Source organism: Brevibacterium litoralis (genome assembly GCF_040212315.1).
GTDB classification, from domain to species: domain Bacteria; phylum Actinomycetota; class Actinomycetes; order Actinomycetales; family Brevibacteriaceae; genus Brevibacterium; species Brevibacterium litoralis.
The window spans coordinates 40,431-57,394 of the sequence record NZ_JBDIUY010000012.1 but is presented as its reverse complement, the minus strand read 5'-3'; the positions used below and the strand labels follow the sequence as shown (position 1 = coordinate 57,394).

Sequence of the window (16,964 nt, the reverse complement as noted above, 5' to 3'; positions counted from 1 at the left end):
CGGAATCACTCCTCGTAGTTCCGACGGGGTCGGGCGATCGTAATGGCCCTCGTTGAAGACACACTCACATCATCGCTCGGCCACCCCATACGTGAGGTGCTCGCCGTTCGCCGACACACCCAGACGAACCGAGTAGTCCGGGTTCGCCAGCGAGTAGGCGGCACCCGGCTCGGTCCCACCGGTCTCCTCGTCGATCCCGGTCGATCCGATCACCTCGAAGCCGGCGTCCTGCAATGCGGACAGCGCGGCCTCGAGCTCGTCGGCCCCGGCCTCGCTCACGAACGACCAGCCGTCGCCCAGCTCCTGGAGCTCGAGGACGTCACCGGTGACGAGAGGGACCTCGTCGGGGAAATCCCGCGGGACCGCGCGGCTGCACCCCACGAGGGCCAACGCCATGACAGCGAGGCCCAGAATCGACAACGGGACGGACAGCAACGACCAACCAGCGGTCCACTGGGTATGGGAGGGCTCCTGGGCGACGGGACGGACGTTCCCGAGGACGGGCGCCTGGGCCAGCGACGTGCGTGCTCGGTGGGTGCGATGGGTGCGGGACCGGTTCACGGTGTTCTCCTCGGATCAGCACTGGTGTGCTCATCGGATCGTCGCCGTGTTTCACGTGCGCGGCGGTGTATCGGCTGCTCCACGAGCCGACTCCTTCAGAGTCCTCCCACTCCCCCGCCGCCGAGGCGCCCGCCCACCGGACACACCCCCACCGTTCCGAATCCCGGATGACACTTCGGTTTTCGATACATCACCGATATGGATCACACGTCTGCCCGGGTCAGGGCATCGCGACGTTGGCGCACAAGACGACACGGCCGTATGCCGTAGCCACGGTGTTCGTCCACCGTGACCACGACATACGGCCGTGATGTCGTAGCCGGAGTTACTCCTCGCGGTTCCGGATGCGCCGGACGACCGCGAGGATCAACCCACCGACCGCCAGGAACCCGGCTCCGATACCGCCCATCACCCGGGTGCCGAGAGCTCCGGTCCGCGGCAGAGGTGTGGCCTCGTCGGCCTCGTCCTCCCCGTCGACCGCGTGCTCGGATTCGCGTCCGGACTTCGGTGCCACCGGATCCTCACCGGCCGCGGTCTCCTCCTGCTCAGCGGAGTCCTCGGACGGGTCCTCAGCCGGATCCTTGGCCGGATCGGTTGCAGGGTCCTGGCCGGGATCCACCGCGGGATCTTCGGCCGGCGGTACCTGCGGCGCGTCGGGGTCCTCAGCCGGATCCTCCGTCACCGGGTCTTCTCCCGGGTCCGTCGGATCGGTCGACGGGTCCTCCGTGGCAGGATCCTCGGTCTCCGGGTCCGTCGGCACCGGTTCGGGTGCCGGGTCCTCGGTCGTCGGATCGTCACTCGGCTCGGGCTCGGGGGGCGTCGGTTCCGGGTCGGGCTCGACCGGATCCGACTCCCCGACGATCACGACGGTCTCCTCGGACTCGTTGCCCGCCGGGTCGACGACCACCACGGTGAGCGTGCCCTCCTCGGCACCGTCGGGCAGCGGAGAGAGGGCTCTTCCCAGATGAAGGTGTAGGTCGGCCGGGCGCGTCGGTCCGCAGATAGACGTCGAGGTCTCCCGACGATGGAGGTTCCTACGCCATCCGTCCGAAAGACCTCGACGTGCCCGACGCTACCCCGCCGGCCGGCTTCGGCCGCCCTGACCCAACCGCCTTCGCGGCTCATCCCAATCGACTCTGATCGGGTCTGCTGACCCGCTCGACGAGAACGCAGCGACATCACAGCCACCCAACCCCGACAGTCCGGGAAGTCGGGGCACGTCACATGGGCTGTGCTGCGGGCGTGTCGAGAGGGTAGTCCAGGGGCGACGCAGGAGCGTCGACGCGACGTGCTGAGAGGTGGTTCCAACCGAGCGCTAGGACACAGGCTACAGGCATGGCGATAGGTCAGGAACGGCGTCGCTCCCTGCGTAGGAGGGAGCGCAGAGTCTCGGCGTTTGCGTAGCCGACCCGTAGCGCGATCTCGGCGGAGGTGAGGTCCGTGGTTGCTGAGAGGTGTCGAGCTCGTTCGGTGCGAAGCCGTTGGACGAAGCCGAGCGGAGTGAGGTTGAGCGCCGCACGGACTCGTCGTTCGAGGGTGCGCCGGCTGGTGCCGAGCGACTGCGCGACGAAGGCGACGTCGAACGGTTCGTCCAGGCGGGCGCGCACGAAGCGTTCGAACTCGACGACGATCGGGTCCTCGTGCCGGAGATGTTCGTAGGCGACGAAAGCCGCCTGCGACGGGCGCTCGTCGATGATGAGGAGCTTGGCGACATGTTGGGCCAGGTCGGGGCTGATCGATCGCACGAGTGAGAGCGCGAGGTCGATGTGGGCGAAGGCGGCGCCGGCGGTGACGAGGTTCCCGTCGACCACGACCATGGTGTCGAGATCGAGGGCGACGGTCGGATAGCGCTTCCGGAACTCCGGCCCCAGGAACCAGCTGGTCGTCGCCCGCCGATGATGCATCCGTCCTGTCTCGGCGACGGCGAACACGCCGGTGCACGCCGCGGCGATCCGGGTGGTCGCGTCGTCGAGGCGCCCGAGCGAGGCGATGACCGAACGAGCATCTCGGCTCTGGAGGACGTCGTTGGTAGCGGCGGCCGTAAGGGTTCCAAGCGCAGGGACGACGACCACGTCGAACTCTCCGGACTCCGACAGCGGCTGGTCCACCGACAGGGTCATCGATGCCGTCGTGGTCACCCGCCGTTTCGGTCCGAGGATGGCGAGTTCGATCGGGTCGATCCGCGGGTCGACATCGCCGCGAGCTCCGTCGGCCACCCGCACGATGTCGATGATCGACGCGATAGCCGAACCGAAGCAGCCGTCGATCGCGATCAGTCCGATACGCATGGCGCTAATGATAGCAATACTGCCGTATACGCCACTCCCCACCGGCCCTCGCTCGTCATACGCTGAACTCGTCCCACGAAGAACCCCGACACCTAGGAGAGTCCCTCATGTCCACACCCGCATCACTTCCGTATGCCTTCGTCGCCAAGATCGTCGCGGCCGATGGACAGCACGACGCGCTCGCCGATCTGCTCGCCGGCGCTGTCGCACTCGCCAACGAAGAAGTAGGAACGATTGTCTGGTTCGCGGTCAGGACCCACGCCGACACCTTCTGGATCTTCGATGCATTCCCCGACGAGGCCGCTCGCGACGCCCACGCCAACGGCGCCATCGTCGCAGCCCTGACGGCCAACCAGCACCTCCTCAGCGCAGCACCCGAGATCCTGGCGGCCGACGTCCTCGCGTCCAAGCTCCCGTAGTCCGCCGACGCACGAGACGATCGCGCCCCGCCGAGTCAGTCCGCAGATAGACGTCGAGGTCTTTCCGATGGAGGCTCCTACGCCATCCATCGGAAAGACCTCGACGTGCCCGACGCTACCCCGCCGGCCGGCTTCGGCCGCCCTGACCTGACCGCCTTCGCTCGACTCGACGGCCTCGGTCTGAGCGTCATCGGGCAACGACTTGAACCGGATCGTGCGGTCCTCGCGTGCCGCGTGGTGGAACCAGATCAGTGGTGCCGACGGTGCGGCAGCGAAGGCGCCGCTCGTGACACCGTGATCCGGCGGTTGGCCCACGAGCCGCTGGGCTGGCGACCGACCGTGCTGGAAGTTGTAGTGCGCCGCTACCGCTGTGCAGACTGCGGACACGTGTGACGCCAAGACACCAGCACCGCGGCGGAGCCACGCGCGAAGCTCTCGCGCACCGGGCTGCGGTGGGCGCTGGAAGGGACCGTGGTCGCACACCTCACCGTCGCCCGTGTCGCCGAGGGACTCGGGGGCGCGTGGGACACCGCCAACAACGCGGTCCTGGCCGAAGGCAAGCGGCTGCTGATCAACGACCCCACGCGGTTCGAGGGCGTGAAGGTGATTGGCGTCGATGAGCACGTCTGGCGCCACACCAGGCGTGGCGACAAGTACGTCACCGTGATCATCGACCTCACCCCGGTCCGCGATGGCGCCGGCCCAGCAAGGCTGCTGGACATGGTCGAGGGCCGGTCGAAGGCGGCGTTCACGACCTGGCTCGCCGACCGCGACGTCGCCTTCCGTGACGCGGTCGAGGTGGTCGCGATGGACGGCTTCACCGGGTTCAGGACCGCCGCTGCGGAGGAGGTCCCGGACGCGGTCACGGTGATGGATCCCTTCCACGTCGTGCGCCTGGCCGGTGACGCCCTCGACAGGTGCCGGCGCCGGGTCCAACTCGCGATCCACGGGCACCGTGGGTTCAGGGACGATCCGCTCTACAAGTCGCGGCGCACGCTGCACACCGGCTCGGACCTGCTCACCGACAAGCAGAGCGACAGGCTACGCGCGCTGTTCGTTGATGACGCTCACGTCGAGGTCGAGGCGACCTGGGGTGTCTACCAGCGGATGATCGCCGCCTATCGCCACGAGGACCGGCAACGTGGCCGCGAGCTCATGGAGAAGCTGATCACCGACCTCAGCGCCGGCGTCCCCAAGGTGCTCACCGAGCTCACCACCCTGGGCCGGACCCTGAAGAAGCGAGCCGCCGACGTGCTCGCCTACTTCGAACGACTCGGCACCAGCAACGGGCCGACCGAGGCACTCAACGGACGGCTCGAACACCTGCGCGGCTCCGCACTCGGGTTCCGCAACCTGACCAACTACATCGCCCGAAGCCTGCTCGAGACCGGCGGATTCAGACCCCGACTACACCCCGAATTGTGAAGAGCCCGTGTTCTCCTCGGATCAGCACGCATGTGCTCATCGGATCGCCGCCGGGACTCACACGCGGCGGTGGATCGGCTGCTCCACGAGCCGACTCCCCCGGAGTCCTCCCGCACCCCCGCGAACCGAGCGCCCGCCCACCCGGCGCACTACCACCGTTCCGCATCCCGGATGGTGATTCGGTTTTCGACACATCACCGTTTCAGGTCACAGTACTGCCCGGGGCAGGGCGCCTCGGCAGCGCCCCGGGAGGACGCAACGTACAGACGACGACACGGCCGTAGGCTGGGCGGGTGACCGACACTCCCCTCCCCCGCCTGCGCGCCGCCGATGCCGGCCGCGACGCGGTCTTCGACGTCCTCGCCGCCGCCCACGCCGCCGGACGCCTGGACGCCACGGAGGTCGACGAGCGCCAACAGACCGTGTTCGCCTCCCGCTATCTGGACGAGCTGCCGCCGGTCGTCGTCGACCTGCCGGAAGGGCGCGCAGTGGCCCAGGAGATCTACGGACAGTTAGCCGGGGGTGAGGCCGGTGCCAGTGGTGCGGGCGCCTCGGGAGCGGGGTCGACCGGAGGGCACGCGATCACCCGGCGAGATGCCGGGACCCTGGCACCTCGCCCGGCCGGCGGCGCGCCCGTGCCAGCGGTCCCGGCCGTCCCGGGGTCCGGCGCGCCGAGCAGTGCCTTCGTCCTGTGGTCGGGCAAGGAACTGGTGCCCGAGGCGGGCACCCCGTCGAGCCGGACCTTCGCCCTCATGGGCGGGACGACCACCGACCTGTCGACCGTCATGGGACCCGGCGTCGAATTCACCGCACACCTGTTCGCCATGTGGGGCGGGCACGCGATCTTCGTCCCGGAGGGGGTGCGGATCGTCGACCGCACATTCAACGTCATGGCCGGCGTCGAGATCGAACCCGGGGCCCGCGGCGACGGTTCGAACGGGACCCTGGTCCTCACCGGCGGGCACCTCATGGCCGGGACGGCCGTCCGCCTGCGTGGCGGCGAGAACGACCACCGCATGCTGGAGTGACGGGGCGATGACGCGGTCACGCGGAATCTAGCGATATCTAAAATACTCTAGTTATCATGAATGATAACTAGATCTTTTGGGCGCCTGGGGGCGGCGCCGACTCCGTGATCACGAGTTTCAGTGCAGATGCCGGGCTCCGGAACCCGGCATCTGCGACAGAGTCCGTGATTTCCGGCGGAGATGGCCGGGGTTCGGGCGGCGTCGGGCTCGGTGGTGGGGTGCCGGGGTTCGGGCGGCGTCGGGCTCAGTGGTGGGGTCCCGGGGTTCGGGCGGCGTCGGGCTCAGTCCTCGCCGGCCACGGCGTGGGGCACGATGACCGCGCGGCCGTCGATCTTCCCGGCCTCCAGCTTCCCGTAGGCCTCGAGGGCGTCGTCGAGTGAGTACCGCTCGATCTGCGGGACGATCTGCCCGGCCCGGTACATGGCCGCGACCTCGTGGAGGTCCTCGATCGTGCCCCAGTAGGTGTTCGTCGTGACGGCTTCATAGGGGTTGGTGAAGAAATTCCAGCCCTGCAGCTCCCCGCCTGCGATCCCCACGATCGTCACCCTTCCCTGCACCGCGACCGAGGCGTGCGCCGCCGCGATCGTGGGTGTGGCCCCGACGAAGTCGAAGGCCGCGTCGACGCCCCGACCACCGGTGATCTCGCGGATCCTCTCGACCTGGTCGTCACCGCCGGGCACGGTGACGGCCCCGTACTCCTCGGCCTTCGCCATCGCCTCGGGCTTCATGTCGGTCGCGATGATCGTCGCCCCGGTGAGCGCCCGCAGGATCTGCACGGCCACGAGGCCCAACCCGCCCAGGCCGATGACGAGGGCGAACTTCCCACCGCCGTTCAACACCGGCAGCGACAGCTTGATCGCGTGGTAGGGCGTGAGCCCGGCGTCGGACAACGGGGCGGCGTCGACCGGGTCGGCGTCCCCGAGCGGCACGAGGTTCCGCGCCGGCACCGTCACGTACTCGGCCATGCCGCCGTTCCTGCCGATCCCGCTCGCCAGGTAGGGCATCGAGGCCTGGTTCTCGCAGTAGGTGTCCTGCCCGCGGGTGCACGCCTTGCACCGGCCGCAGCCGATCGGCCCGTAGACCAGGTGCGCCGAACCGATTTCCAGGCCGGAGACGCCGTCACCCACCTCCTCGACCCAGCCGGAGATCTCGTGCCCGAGCACGAAGGGCGGTGCCGAGGCGCCCGGATCACCCTCGGCGAACTCCTTGTACAGAGCGACGTCGGAGTGGCAGGCACCGGAACCGGCCACCTTGAGCAGGACCTCGCCGGGTCCGGGAGTGGGCTTCTCGATGTCGGTGAGGGACGGGAACGTCTGGAACTTCTCGAAGACGACTGCACGCATGGCCCGCACGTTACTCCTCCATCACCACCTCATGTAAGGGGTCGATCCGGGACCGACCGTGGACACCTCCCCGTAGAGTGGAGACATGACCGATGACGACCGCTCCCCCGACTCCGCGGACTCCCCACCCGCCCGGAAGCGACGGATGCGCGCCTCGGACGCCGACCGGGACGCCGTGCTCGAAGTCCTCGCCCGCGCCCACGCGAACGGCCGCCTCGACGTTGAAGAAGTCGACGAACGCCAGTCCGCCGTCATGGCCACCAAGTTCCTGGACGAACTCCCCGCGCACCTCGAGGACCTCCCCGAGGGACAGGACCTCGCCGCGACTATCGTGCGCCAGGTGGACCCGGAAGGACAGGGACGGGGCCGGGGGCAGGGCGCCTCGGGAGCGGGTGGTCCGGGAACGGACCTGGCCCGCCGACCCGGAGCCCACCCGCCGGTCCCGCGCGACCCGCACCTGCGCGACCCGCACCTGCCGGCGACCTTCGGGCAGATGGGCGGGGACACCTCGCTCGCCGTGCTCGGCGGCAAGAACGTGACCCTGCCGGAAGGCACCACCCACACGCAGACCTGGGCGCTGCTGGGCGGCGACAACGTCGACCTCACCGAGGTCCTCACCCACCCCGACGCCGAGGTCACCATGGAATGCCACACCTTCATGGGCGGCAACAACCTCTACGTACCGCCGGGTGTACGGATCATCGACCGCACCGCGAACGTGCTCGGCGGGTCCGGGATCAAGAAGAACGCCCAGGGCGACGGCTCGAACGGCACCCTGGTCCTCACCGGCGTCAACGTGCTCGGCGGAAGCGACGTCAAGCTCCACCGGCGCTATCCCAAGGACGCGAACCGCACCGCCGGGTGACCGCGGCCGAGGCGCCCTGCCCTCGGCAGCCGCCACCGTCCTCTACCGGGAGAGGACACTTGCTCGTCACCCGCGCACATTAGAGTGGGCGGTGATCAACCCAGATCCTCCCCGTTCTCGGATCCGACCGTCTCGACGTGACCCAGGAGCTTCTCCATGCACATCGGCATCCTCACCTCCGGCGGCGACGCGCCGGGTCTCAACGCCGTCATCCGTGGCGCGGTCCGCAAGGGCATCCGCGGCTACGGGTACTCGTTCACCGGCATCCGCGACGGCTGGCGCGGGCTGCTCGAGGACGACATGTTCCCCCTCCACCAGCACGACGTCCGGGGTCTGAGCGGACGCGGCGGCACGATCCTCGGCACCAGCCGCACACACCCCTACTCGGACGGCGGGCCGGACCAGATGAAGCAGGTGATGGTGCGCCGCGGGCTCGACGCACTCATCGCCATCGGTGGCGAGGGCACCCTGTCCGGGGCCGCCCGCCTGGCCAACGACGAGGGCATGAACGTCATCGGCGTGCCGAAGACGATCGACAACGACCTGGACGACACCGACTACACCTTCGGGTTCGACACCGCCCAGGCGATCGCCAGTGAGTCGATCGACCGGATCCGCACGACCGCGGAGTCCCACCACCGGTGCATGGTTATCGAAGTGATGGGGCGGAACGTCGGCTGGATCGCCCTGCAGGCCGGCATGGCCTCCGGTGCGCACGCCGTCCTCATCCCCGAGTTCCCGCAGAGCTACGAACAGATCTGCGAATGGGTGACGAGCGCCTGGGACCGTGGCCGTGCGCCGATCGTCGTCGTCGCGGAAGGGTTCAAGCCGGTCGGCATGGACGAGGAGGTGTCCGACCGCGGCACCGACAAGCACGGGCGAGTGCGCCTGGGCGGGATCGGCGACCACCTGGCGCCCATCATCGAGGAGCGCACCGGGATCGAGACCCGGCCGGTGACCCTCGGCCACCTGCAGCGCGGCGGGTCCCCCACCGCGTTCGACCGGGTGCTCGCCACCCGCCTGGGGATGGCCGCCGTCGACATCGCCCACCAGGGCAAGTGGGGACACATGGCCGCCCTGTCCGGCACCGACATCGCACACGTGCAGCTCAAGGACGCCGTCGACCGCCTCAACACCGTCCCGCAGGAACGCTGGGACGAGATCCAGGTGTTGCTGGGCTGAGCCTGACGCCGCCCCACCCCCGGCACCCCACCGGCTGAGTTCCACGCCGCCGAGGCGCCTCGTCGGCGGCATGAGGAAGGGCCCGGATCCTCTCGGATCCGGGCCCTTCCTCATGCCCGCTCAGGGAGCCGGCACCTCAGGGTTCACCTCAGTTGGTGAAACCGCCGAAGTTGTACTCGTCCAGCGGGACGGCGCTGGTGTCCATCGACGCGTAGAAGTCGCCGTAGGGGTTCGAGTAGATCTCGGACTTCGCCTCGTCGGTGGGCTCCACGATCTGGTCACGGAACTTGTGCAGGCCCGTGCCGGCCGGGATGAGCTTACCGAGGATGACGTTCTCCTTGAGACCGAGCAGCGGGTCGGACTTGCCCTCGAGCGCGGCCTCGGTGAGGACGCGGGTCGTCTCCTGGAAGGAGGCGGCCGAGAGCCAGGAGTCGGTGGCGAGCGAGGCCTTGGTGATACCCATGAGCTCGTCACGTGCCGAGGCCGGGGTACCACCCTCGGCGACGACGCGCTGGTTCTCCTGCTTGTACCGACCGCGGTCCACGAGCTCACCGGGCAGCAGGTTCGTGTCGCCGGGCTCGATGACCGTCACGCGACGGAGCATCTGCCGCACGATGACCTCGATGTGCTTGTCGTGGATGCCCACGCCCTGCGAGCGGTACACCTTCTGGACCTCGTCCACCAGGAAGCGCTCGGCGGCACGGCGACCCAGGATGCGCAGCACCTGCTTGGGGTCGACCGCACCCTCGATGAGCTTCTGCCCGGCCATGACGGACTGCCCGTCCTCGACCAGCAGCTTGGCGCGGCGACCGACGGCGTGCTCGACCTCCTCGCCACCGTCGTCCGGGACGATGATGACGTAACGGCTCTTGCGGCTGTCGTCGACCTTCACGCGGCCACCGGCCTCAGCGATCGGGGCGTAACCCTTGGGCGTCCGGGCCTCGAAGAGCTCGGTCACGCGGGGCAGACCCTGCGTGATGTCGCCCCCGCCGCCGGCGGCCACACCACCGGTGTGGAAGGTACGCATCGTCAGCTGGGTACCGGGCTCACCGATGGACTGCGCGGCGACCGTACCGACGGCCTCACCGATATCCACCGTCTTACCGGTGGCCGGCGACCGGCCGTAGTGCTCGGAGCTGATCTCCACGTCGTTGTCCGAGGTGAGGACCGAGTGCAGCTTCACCTCGCGCACACCGGCGGCGACGAGCGCCTCGACGTGCTCCATGGTGACGTCGGTCTTGGCCGGGACGATGACGTTGCCGTCGGCGTCCGTGACGTCCTGGACCGTGAGGCGACCGCAGACGCTGGTCTCCACGTTCTCGTGCGCCACGAGCACACCGTTCGCGTCCTCCTCGGCGACGGGCAGGGTGATGCCCACCTTCGAGTCGGTGCCCTCGGCGCGGATGATGACGTCCTGCGAGACGTCGACCAGACGACGGGTCAGGTAACCCGAGTCGGCCGTACGCAGAGCGGTGTCGGCCAGACCCTTACGGGCACCGTGCGAGGCGATGAAGTACTCGAGGACGGAGAGGCCCTCGCGGTAGTTCGACTTGATCGGACGCGGGATGATCTCACCCTTCGGGTTCGTCACCAGGCCGCGCATACCGGCGAGCTGACGGACCTGCGTCCAGTTACCGGAGGCACCGGACTCGACGAGGCGGAGCACGGAGTTGCCCTCCGGGAAGTTCTCCTGCATCGCATCGGCGACCTTGTCGGTGGTCTCCGACCAGATCTTCACGAGCTCGGAACGGCGCTCGTCGTCGGTGAGCATACCGAAGTCGAACTGCTCCTGGATCTTCGCCGAGGCGACCTCCGCCTCCTCCAGCATGCCCTCCTTGGAGGACGGGGAGACGACGTCCGTCATGGCGACGGACAGACCGGACCGGGTGGCCCAGTAGAAGCCCGCGGCCTTGAAGGCGTCGAGCGTGCGTGCCGTGACACCCGTGGGGAACTTGTCCGCCAGGCGGTTGATGATCGCCGAGAGCGTCTTCTTGTCGACCGTGCGGTTGACGAAGCCGTAGTCGGCCGGCAGCAGCTCGTTGAACAGGGCGCGACCCAGGGTCGTCTGCACCGTCATCTCGCGCGGCTCGGTCGAACCGTCCTCGGACACGATGTCGCCACCGGGCACCACGTCGTGGATGCGGATGGTGACCTCGGAGCCGTAGTCGAGCTCACCGCGGTCGGCGGCCATCTGGGCCTCGGCGATCGAGGTGAAGGCACGACCGGCACCCGGCACACCCGTGCGCACGGAGGTGAGGTGGTACAGACCGATGATCATGTCCTGCGAGGGCATGGTCACGGGCTTGCCGTCCGAGGGCTTGAGGATGTTGTTCGCGGCGAGCATCATCACGCGGGCCTCGGCCTGGGCCTCGACCGACAGCGGGAGGTGCACGGCCATCTGGTCACCGTCGAAGTCGGCGTTGAAGGCCGAGCAGACGAGCGGGTGGAGCTGGATGGCCTTGCCCTCGATGAGCTGCGGCTCGAAGGCCTGGATGCCCAGACGGTGCAGCGTCGGTGCGCGGTTGAGCAGCACGGGGTGCTCGGTGATGACCTCTTCGAGGACGTCCCAGACCTGACCGTGCTGGCGTTCGACCATGCGCTTGGCCGACTTGATGTTCTGCGCGTGGTTGAGGTCCACCAGACGCTTCATGACGAAGGGCTTGAAGAGCTCGAGTGCCATCGTCTTGGGCAGACCGCACTGGTGCAGCTGCAGAGTCGGGCCGACGACGATGACCGAACGGCCCGAGTAGTCGACGCGCTTACCGAGCAGGTTCTGCCGGAAGCGGCCCTGCTTGCCCTTGAGCATGTCGGACAGCGACTTGAGCGGGCGGTTGCCCGGACCGGTGACCGGACGACCACGGCGACCGTTGTCGAACAGCGAGTCGACGGCCTCCTGGAGCATCCGCTTCTCGTTGTTGACGATGATCTCCGGCGCACCCAGGTCGAGCAGACGCTTGAGGCGGTTGTTGCGGTTGATCACGCGACGGTACAGGTCGTTGAGGTCGGAGGTCGCGAAGCGGCCACCGTCCAGCTGGACCATCGGACGCAGCTCCGGCGGGATCACCGGGATCGCGTCGAGCACCATGCCCTCGGGACGGTTGTCCGTCGTGAGGAAGGCGTTGACGACCTTGAGGCGCTTGAGCGCACGGGTCTTGCGCTGACCCTTGCCGGTCTTGATGAGCTCGCGCAGGTTCTCCGCCTCGGCCTCCAGGTCGAAGTCCTGGAGACGCTTCTGGAGGGCCTGGGCACCCATGGAGCCCTCGAAGTACATGCCGAAGCGACGGAACATCTCGCGGTAGAGCATCTCGTCGCCCTCGAGGTCGGAGACCTTGAGGTTCTTGAACCTGTCCCACACCTCGCGGAGGCGGTCCTGGTCGCGGTCGAGGCGCCGGCGGAGGGCCTTGATCTCCTTCTCCGCCTGCGTCTTGACCTTGTCGATGGCGGATTCCTTGGCACCGTCGGCCTCGAGTGCCGCGATGTCCTCCTCCATCTTGACCTGGCGCTTGTGGATGTTGGCGTGGAGGCGCTCCTCCATCTGCTTGAGCTCGACGTCGACCTGGGCCTGCAGGGACGGCATGTCACGGTGACGGGACTCTTCATCCACGTCGGTGATCATGTACGCCGCGAAGTAGATGACCTTCTCCAGGTCCTTCGGGGCGAGGTCGAGCAGGTAGCCCAGACGGGAGGGCACACCCTTGAAGTACCAGATGTGCGTGACCGGGGCGGCGAGTTCGATGTGGCCCATCCGCTCACGGCGCACCTTGGCACGGGTCACCTCGACGCCGCAGCGCTCGCAGATGATGCCCTTGAAGCGGACACGCTTGTACTTGCCGCAGGCGCACTCCCAGTCCCGGGTGGGACCGAAGATCCGCTCGCAGAAGAGACCGTCCTTCTCCGGCTTCAGGGTGCGGTAGTTGATGGTCTCGGGCTTCTTGACCTCACCGTGGGACCACTTGCGGATGTCCTCCGCCGTGGCCAGGCCGATGCGCAGTTCGTCGAAGAAATTGACGTCAGGCACGAAAATCCTCTTTCTCGTGACGACCGCGGGTTCGGGTCGTCGTTCTCACGTTCGTAAAGGCTGAAGGTGTGGTTGTCAGACTTCTTCGACGGTGTTGGCCTCGTTGCGGGACAGGTTGATGCCCAGCTCCTCCGCGGCGCGGTACACCTCGTCGTCCTGGTCGCGCATCGACACCTCCATGCCGTCGGAGGCGAGAACCTCCACGTCCAGGCAGAGCGACTGCATTTCCTTGATGAGGACCTTGAAGGACTCCGGGATGCCCGGGTCCGGCAGGTTCTCACCCTTGACGATGGCCTCGTAGACCTTCACGCGGCCCACGACGTCATCGGACTTGGTGGTCAGGATCTCCTGCAGGGTGTAGGCGGCGCCGTACGCCTCCAGGGCCCAGACCTCCATCTCACCGAAGCGCTGACCACCGAACTGCGCCTTACCACCGAGCGGCTGCTGGGTGATCATCGAGTACGGACCGGTCGAACGTGCGTGGATCTTGTCGTCCACCAGGTGGTGGAGCTTCAGCATGTACATGTAGCCGACCGAGATCGGGTACGGGAACGGCTCACCGGAACGGCCGTCGAACAGACGGGCCTTGCCGGAGGAGTCGATCATGCGCACGCCGTCGCGGTTGGGGATCGTGGAGTCGAGCAGACCCCGCAGCTCCTCCTCGTGCGCGCCGTCGAACACCGGCGTGGCGACGCGGGCACCCGGCTCGACCTCACGGTCGAAGTGCGCCTGCAGGTCCTTGGCCCACTCGGGGTTGCCCTCGATCTTCCAGCCCTGCTTGGCGATCCAGCCGAGGTGGACCTCGAACACCTGACCGATGTTCATACGACGCGGGATGCCGTGCGGGTTGAGGATGATGTCGATCGGGGTGCCGTCCTCCATGAACGGCATGTCCTCCTGCGCGAGGATGCGCGAGATGACGCCCTTGTTGCCGTGCCGGCCGGCCATCTTGTCGCCGACCTTGATCTTGCGGCGCTGGGCCACGTAGACGCGGACCATCTGGTTGACGCCGGGGGCCAGCTCGTCGTCGTTGTCGCGGTCGAAGACCTTGACGCCGATGACGGTGCCCTCCTCGCCGTGCGGCACCTTGAGCGAGGTGTCGCGGACCTCGCGCGACTTCTCACCGAAGATGGCGCGCAGCAGGCGCTCCTCCGGGGTCAGCTCGGTCTCACCCTTCGGGGTGACCTTGCCGACGAGGATGTCGCCGTCGGAGACCTCGGCACCGATACGGATGATGCCGCGGTCGTCCAGGTCGGCCAGCGCGTCCGGGGAGATGTTCGGGATGTCCCGCGTGATCTCCTCGGCACCGAGCTTGGTGTCGCGGGCGTCGACCTCGTGCTCCTCGATGTGGATCGAGGAGAGGACGTCGTCCTGCACCATGCGCTGGGACAGGATGATGGCGTCCTCGAAGTTGTAACCCTCCCAGGACATGATGGCGACGAGCAGGTTCTTGCCCAGGGCCATCTCACCGTTCTCGGTGGCCGGACCGTCGGCCAGGACGGCACCGACCTCGACGCGGTCGCCCTCGTCGACGAGCACCTTCTGGTTGTAGGAGGTGCCGTGGTTGGACCGGACGAACTTGGCGGCCTTGTACGTGGAGTACGAGGCGTCGTCGTTCTGCACCGTCACGTGGTCGGCGGACACCTCGGTCACGACACCGGCCTTCTCTGCCACGATGACGTCACCGGCGTCGACGGCGGCACGGTACTCCATGCCGGTACCGACGAAGGGTGCCTCCGCACGGACCAGCGGGACCGCCTGACGCTGCATGTTCGCACCCATGAGGGCGCGGTTGGCGTCGTCGTGCTCGAGGAACGGGATGAGCGCGGCGGCGACGGACACCATCTGGCGGGCCGAGACGTCCATGAAGTGGACCTCGGTCGAGGGGAGGAGCTCCGCCTCACCGCCACCACCGGCCGGACGGGCCAGGACGTGGTCCTCGGCGAAGCGCTGGTCGTCGGTGAGCGGGGCGTTGGCCTGCGCGATGTTGTAGGCCAGCTCGTCGTCCGCCGTGAGGTACTCGGTCTCCTCGGTGACGACCCCGTCGACGACCTTGCGGTAGGGCGTCTCGATGAAGCCGAAGGGGTTGATGCGCGCGAAGGACGCGAGCGAACCGATCAGACCGATGTTCGGGCCCTCTGGGGACTCGATCGGGCACATACGTCCGTAGTGCGAGGGGTGGACGTCGCGGACCTCCATGCCGGCGCGGTCGCGCGACAGACCGCCCGGACCCAGCGCGGAGAGACGACGCTTGTGCGTCAGACCGGCCAGCGGGTTGTTCTGGTCCATGAACTGCGACAGCTGGGAGGTCCCGAAGAACTCCTTGATCGCGGCGTTCACCGGGCGGATGTTGATGAGCGTCTGCGGCGTGATGGCCTCGACGTCCTGCGTCGTCATGCGCTCACGGACCACGCGCTCCATGCGGGACAGGCCCGTGCGCAGCTGGTTCTCGATGAGCTCACCGACGGCGCGGATGCGGCGGTTGCCGAAGTGGTCGATGTCGTCGAGCGCGACGCGGACCTCGTCCTCGCCGGCCTGACCCTTCATGGTCTCCTTGTCGGCGTGCAGCGAGACGATGAAGCGGATGGTCGCGACGATGTCGTCGACGGACAGCACCGAGTCCGACAGCGGGGCGTCGAGGCCCAGCTTCCGGTTGACCTTGTAGCGGCCGACCTTCGCCAGGTCGTAGCGCTTGGGGTTGAAGTACAGGTTCTTCAGGAGGTTCTCTGCGGCCTCGACGGTCGCCGGCTCCGAGGGACGCAGCTTCTTGTAGATGTCGAGCAGCGCGTCCTCGCGGGTCTCGACGGTGTCCTTGGCCAGGGTCTCCCGGACGGACTCGAACTCGCCGAACTCCTCGAGGATCTGCGACTCGGTCCAACCGAGCGCCTTGAGCAGGACGGTCACGGACTGCTTGCGCTTGCGGTCCAGGCGCACACCCACCTGGTCACGCTTGTCGACCTCGAACTCCAGCCATGCACCGCGGGACGGGATGACCTTGGCCGAGTAGATGTCCTTGTCCGAGGTCTTGTCCGCCGCACGCTCGAAGTAGACACCCGGGGAACGGACGAGCTGCGAGACGACCACGCGCTCGGTGCCGTTGATGATGAAGGTGCCCTTGTCGGTCATGAGCGGGAAGTCACCCATGAAGACCGTCTGGGACTTGATCTCACCGGTGTTGTTGTTCATGAACTCCGCGGTGACGAACAGCGGAGCCGAGTAGGTGATGTCGCGTTCCTTGCACTCGTCGATCGAGTACTTGGGCGGCTCGAAGCGGTGCTCCCGGAAGGACAGGGACATGGAGCCCCCGAAGTCCTCGATCGGGGAGATCTCCTCGAAGATGTCCTCGAGGCCGGCGGTGGTCGCGACGGAGTCGTCCCCACGCTCGGTCGCCTCGATGACGCGGTCCTGCCATGCCTCGTTGCCGATCAGCCAGTCGAAGCTGTCGGTCTGCAGACCGAGCAGATCCGGGACCTCGAGGGGCTCGTGGATCTTGGCGAAAGACACTCGCTGGGGCGGATTGGCGGTCCTGGTGTGTTCGTTGGCGGCGGCCAATGGGATCCTTCCGAAGGGTTCACCTGATCAGTCCGGCTCTGCTGCACCCTCGCTGTGTGCAGGGGTTCGGAGACACCATCGGAAGCCGATGTGGCGGGTCACGGGCGGGACGCGGGGTGGACGTGTGTCCGACCGCGAGTCCCAATCCGGACCGTCACGAACTTCCTTGGAACTCCGGTGGGCCCACCGCTATATGAAGGCACCACGAAGGCAAAGCAACGCAAATATCCAGAGTAGACCTGCGTTTGCCGGTTGGCAAGTCCTGTGTGGTAAGGTCACCTGT

Annotated in this window: 10 protein-coding genes and 1 pseudogene; 5 read left to right on the top strand and 6 right to left on the bottom strand. The window is 67.7% G+C overall.

All coding sequences use genetic code 11. The features are described 5' to 3' along the window. Positions 1 to 69: 69 nt before the first annotated feature. From AAD496_RS03910 to AAD496_RS03900, 3 genes are all read right to left on the bottom strand, one after another. Entirely contained in the window at positions 70 to 561 is a 492-nt protein-coding gene (locus AAD496_RS03910) for a hypothetical protein (protein WP_349827332.1), read from the bottom strand. Between the two features lie 325 nt (positions 562 to 886). Next, a complete protein-coding gene (locus AAD496_RS03905; protein ID WP_349827331.1) occupies positions 887 to 1,471 on the bottom strand; it encodes a hypothetical protein in 585 nt (194 codons plus the stop codon). 436 nt (positions 1,472 to 1,907) lie between these two features. Beyond that, positions 1,908 to 2,849 (bottom strand): GlxA family transcriptional regulator, encoded by a 942-nt coding sequence (locus AAD496_RS03900; protein ID WP_349827330.1) that lies wholly within the window; start codon positions 2,847 to 2,849, stop codon positions 1,908 to 1,910. 107 nt (positions 2,850 to 2,956) lie between these two features. On the opposite strand from AAD496_RS03900, the gene AAD496_RS03895 reads away from it, so the two are divergent. The 3 genes and pseudogenes from AAD496_RS03895 (at position 2,957) to AAD496_RS03885 (ending at position 5,721) form a co-directional block, all read left to right on the top strand. After that, complete coding sequence (locus AAD496_RS03895; protein ID WP_270106395.1) at positions 2,957 to 3,268, top strand: putative quinol monooxygenase; 312 nt, start codon at positions 2,957 to 2,959, stop codon at positions 3,266 to 3,268. A 105-nt stretch (positions 3,269 to 3,373) separates the two neighbouring features. After that, a pseudogene (locus AAD496_RS03890) lies at positions 3,374 to 4,693 on the top strand (ISL3 family transposase). Between the two features lie 293 nt (positions 4,694 to 4,986). Next, positions 4,987 to 5,721 carry a DUF1707 SHOCT-like domain-containing protein gene (locus AAD496_RS03885; protein ID WP_349827329.1) on the top strand — a complete coding sequence of 245 codons (735 nt, stop codon included), beginning with the start codon at positions 4,987 to 4,989 and terminating at the stop codon, positions 5,719 to 5,721. A gap of 281 nt (positions 5,722 to 6,002) precedes the next feature. On the opposite strand, the gene AAD496_RS03880 is transcribed toward AAD496_RS03885, so the two are convergent. Beyond that, complete coding sequence (locus tag AAD496_RS03880; RefSeq protein WP_349827328.1) at positions 6,003 to 7,064, bottom strand: NAD(P)-dependent alcohol dehydrogenase; 1,062 nt, start codon at positions 7,062 to 7,064, stop codon at positions 6,003 to 6,005. Between the two features lie 85 nt (positions 7,065 to 7,149). Here AAD496_RS03880 and AAD496_RS03875 point away from each other — a divergent pair, with 85 nt between their 5' ends. Further along, positions 7,150 to 7,929, top strand: a complete 780-nt coding sequence (locus tag AAD496_RS03875; RefSeq protein ID WP_349827327.1) for a DUF1707 SHOCT-like domain-containing protein — start codon at positions 7,150 to 7,152, stop codon at positions 7,927 to 7,929. A 156-nt stretch (positions 7,930 to 8,085) separates the two neighbouring features. Further along, complete coding sequence (locus tag AAD496_RS03870; protein ID WP_349827326.1) at positions 8,086 to 9,111, top strand: 6-phosphofructokinase; 1,026 nt, start codon at positions 8,086 to 8,088, stop codon at positions 9,109 to 9,111. Positions 9,112 to 9,259: 148 nt separating this feature from the next. Here the strand turns inward: AAD496_RS03870 and AAD496_RS03865 are convergent, their stop codons facing one another. Beyond that, positions 9,260 to 13,129 carry a DNA-directed RNA polymerase subunit beta' gene (locus AAD496_RS03865; RefSeq protein ID WP_349827325.1) on the bottom strand — a complete coding sequence of 1,290 codons (3,870 nt, stop codon included), beginning with the start codon at positions 13,127 to 13,129 and terminating at the stop codon, positions 9,260 to 9,262. 75 nt (positions 13,130 to 13,204) lie between these two features. Then, positions 13,205 to 16,681, bottom strand: coding sequence for a DNA-directed RNA polymerase subunit beta (rpoB, locus tag AAD496_RS03860; RefSeq protein WP_349827324.1), 3,477 nt, complete (start codon positions 16,679 to 16,681; stop codon positions 13,205 to 13,207). Positions 16,682 to 16,964 lie beyond the last annotated feature (283 nt).

Excerpts from the sequence above, each read along its gene's own strand:
- AAD496_RS03900 (WP_349827330.1), bottom strand. The coding sequence starts at position 2,849 with ATGCGTATCGGACTGATCGCGATCGACGGCTGCTTCGGTTCGGCTATC.
- AAD496_RS03895 (WP_270106395.1), top strand. The coding sequence starts at position 2,957 with ATGTCCACACCCGCATCACTTCCGTATGCCTTCGTCGCCAAGATCGTC.
- AAD496_RS03875 (WP_349827327.1), top strand. The coding sequence starts at position 7,150 with ATGACCGATGACGACCGCTCCCCCGACTCCGCGGACTCCCCACCCGCC.
- AAD496_RS03880 (WP_349827328.1), bottom strand. The coding sequence starts at position 7,064 with ATGCGTGCAGTCGTCTTCGAGAAGTTCCAGACGTTCCCGTCCCTCACC.
- AAD496_RS03870 (WP_349827326.1), top strand. The coding sequence starts at position 8,086 with ATGCACATCGGCATCCTCACCTCCGGCGGCGACGCGCCGGGTCTCAAC.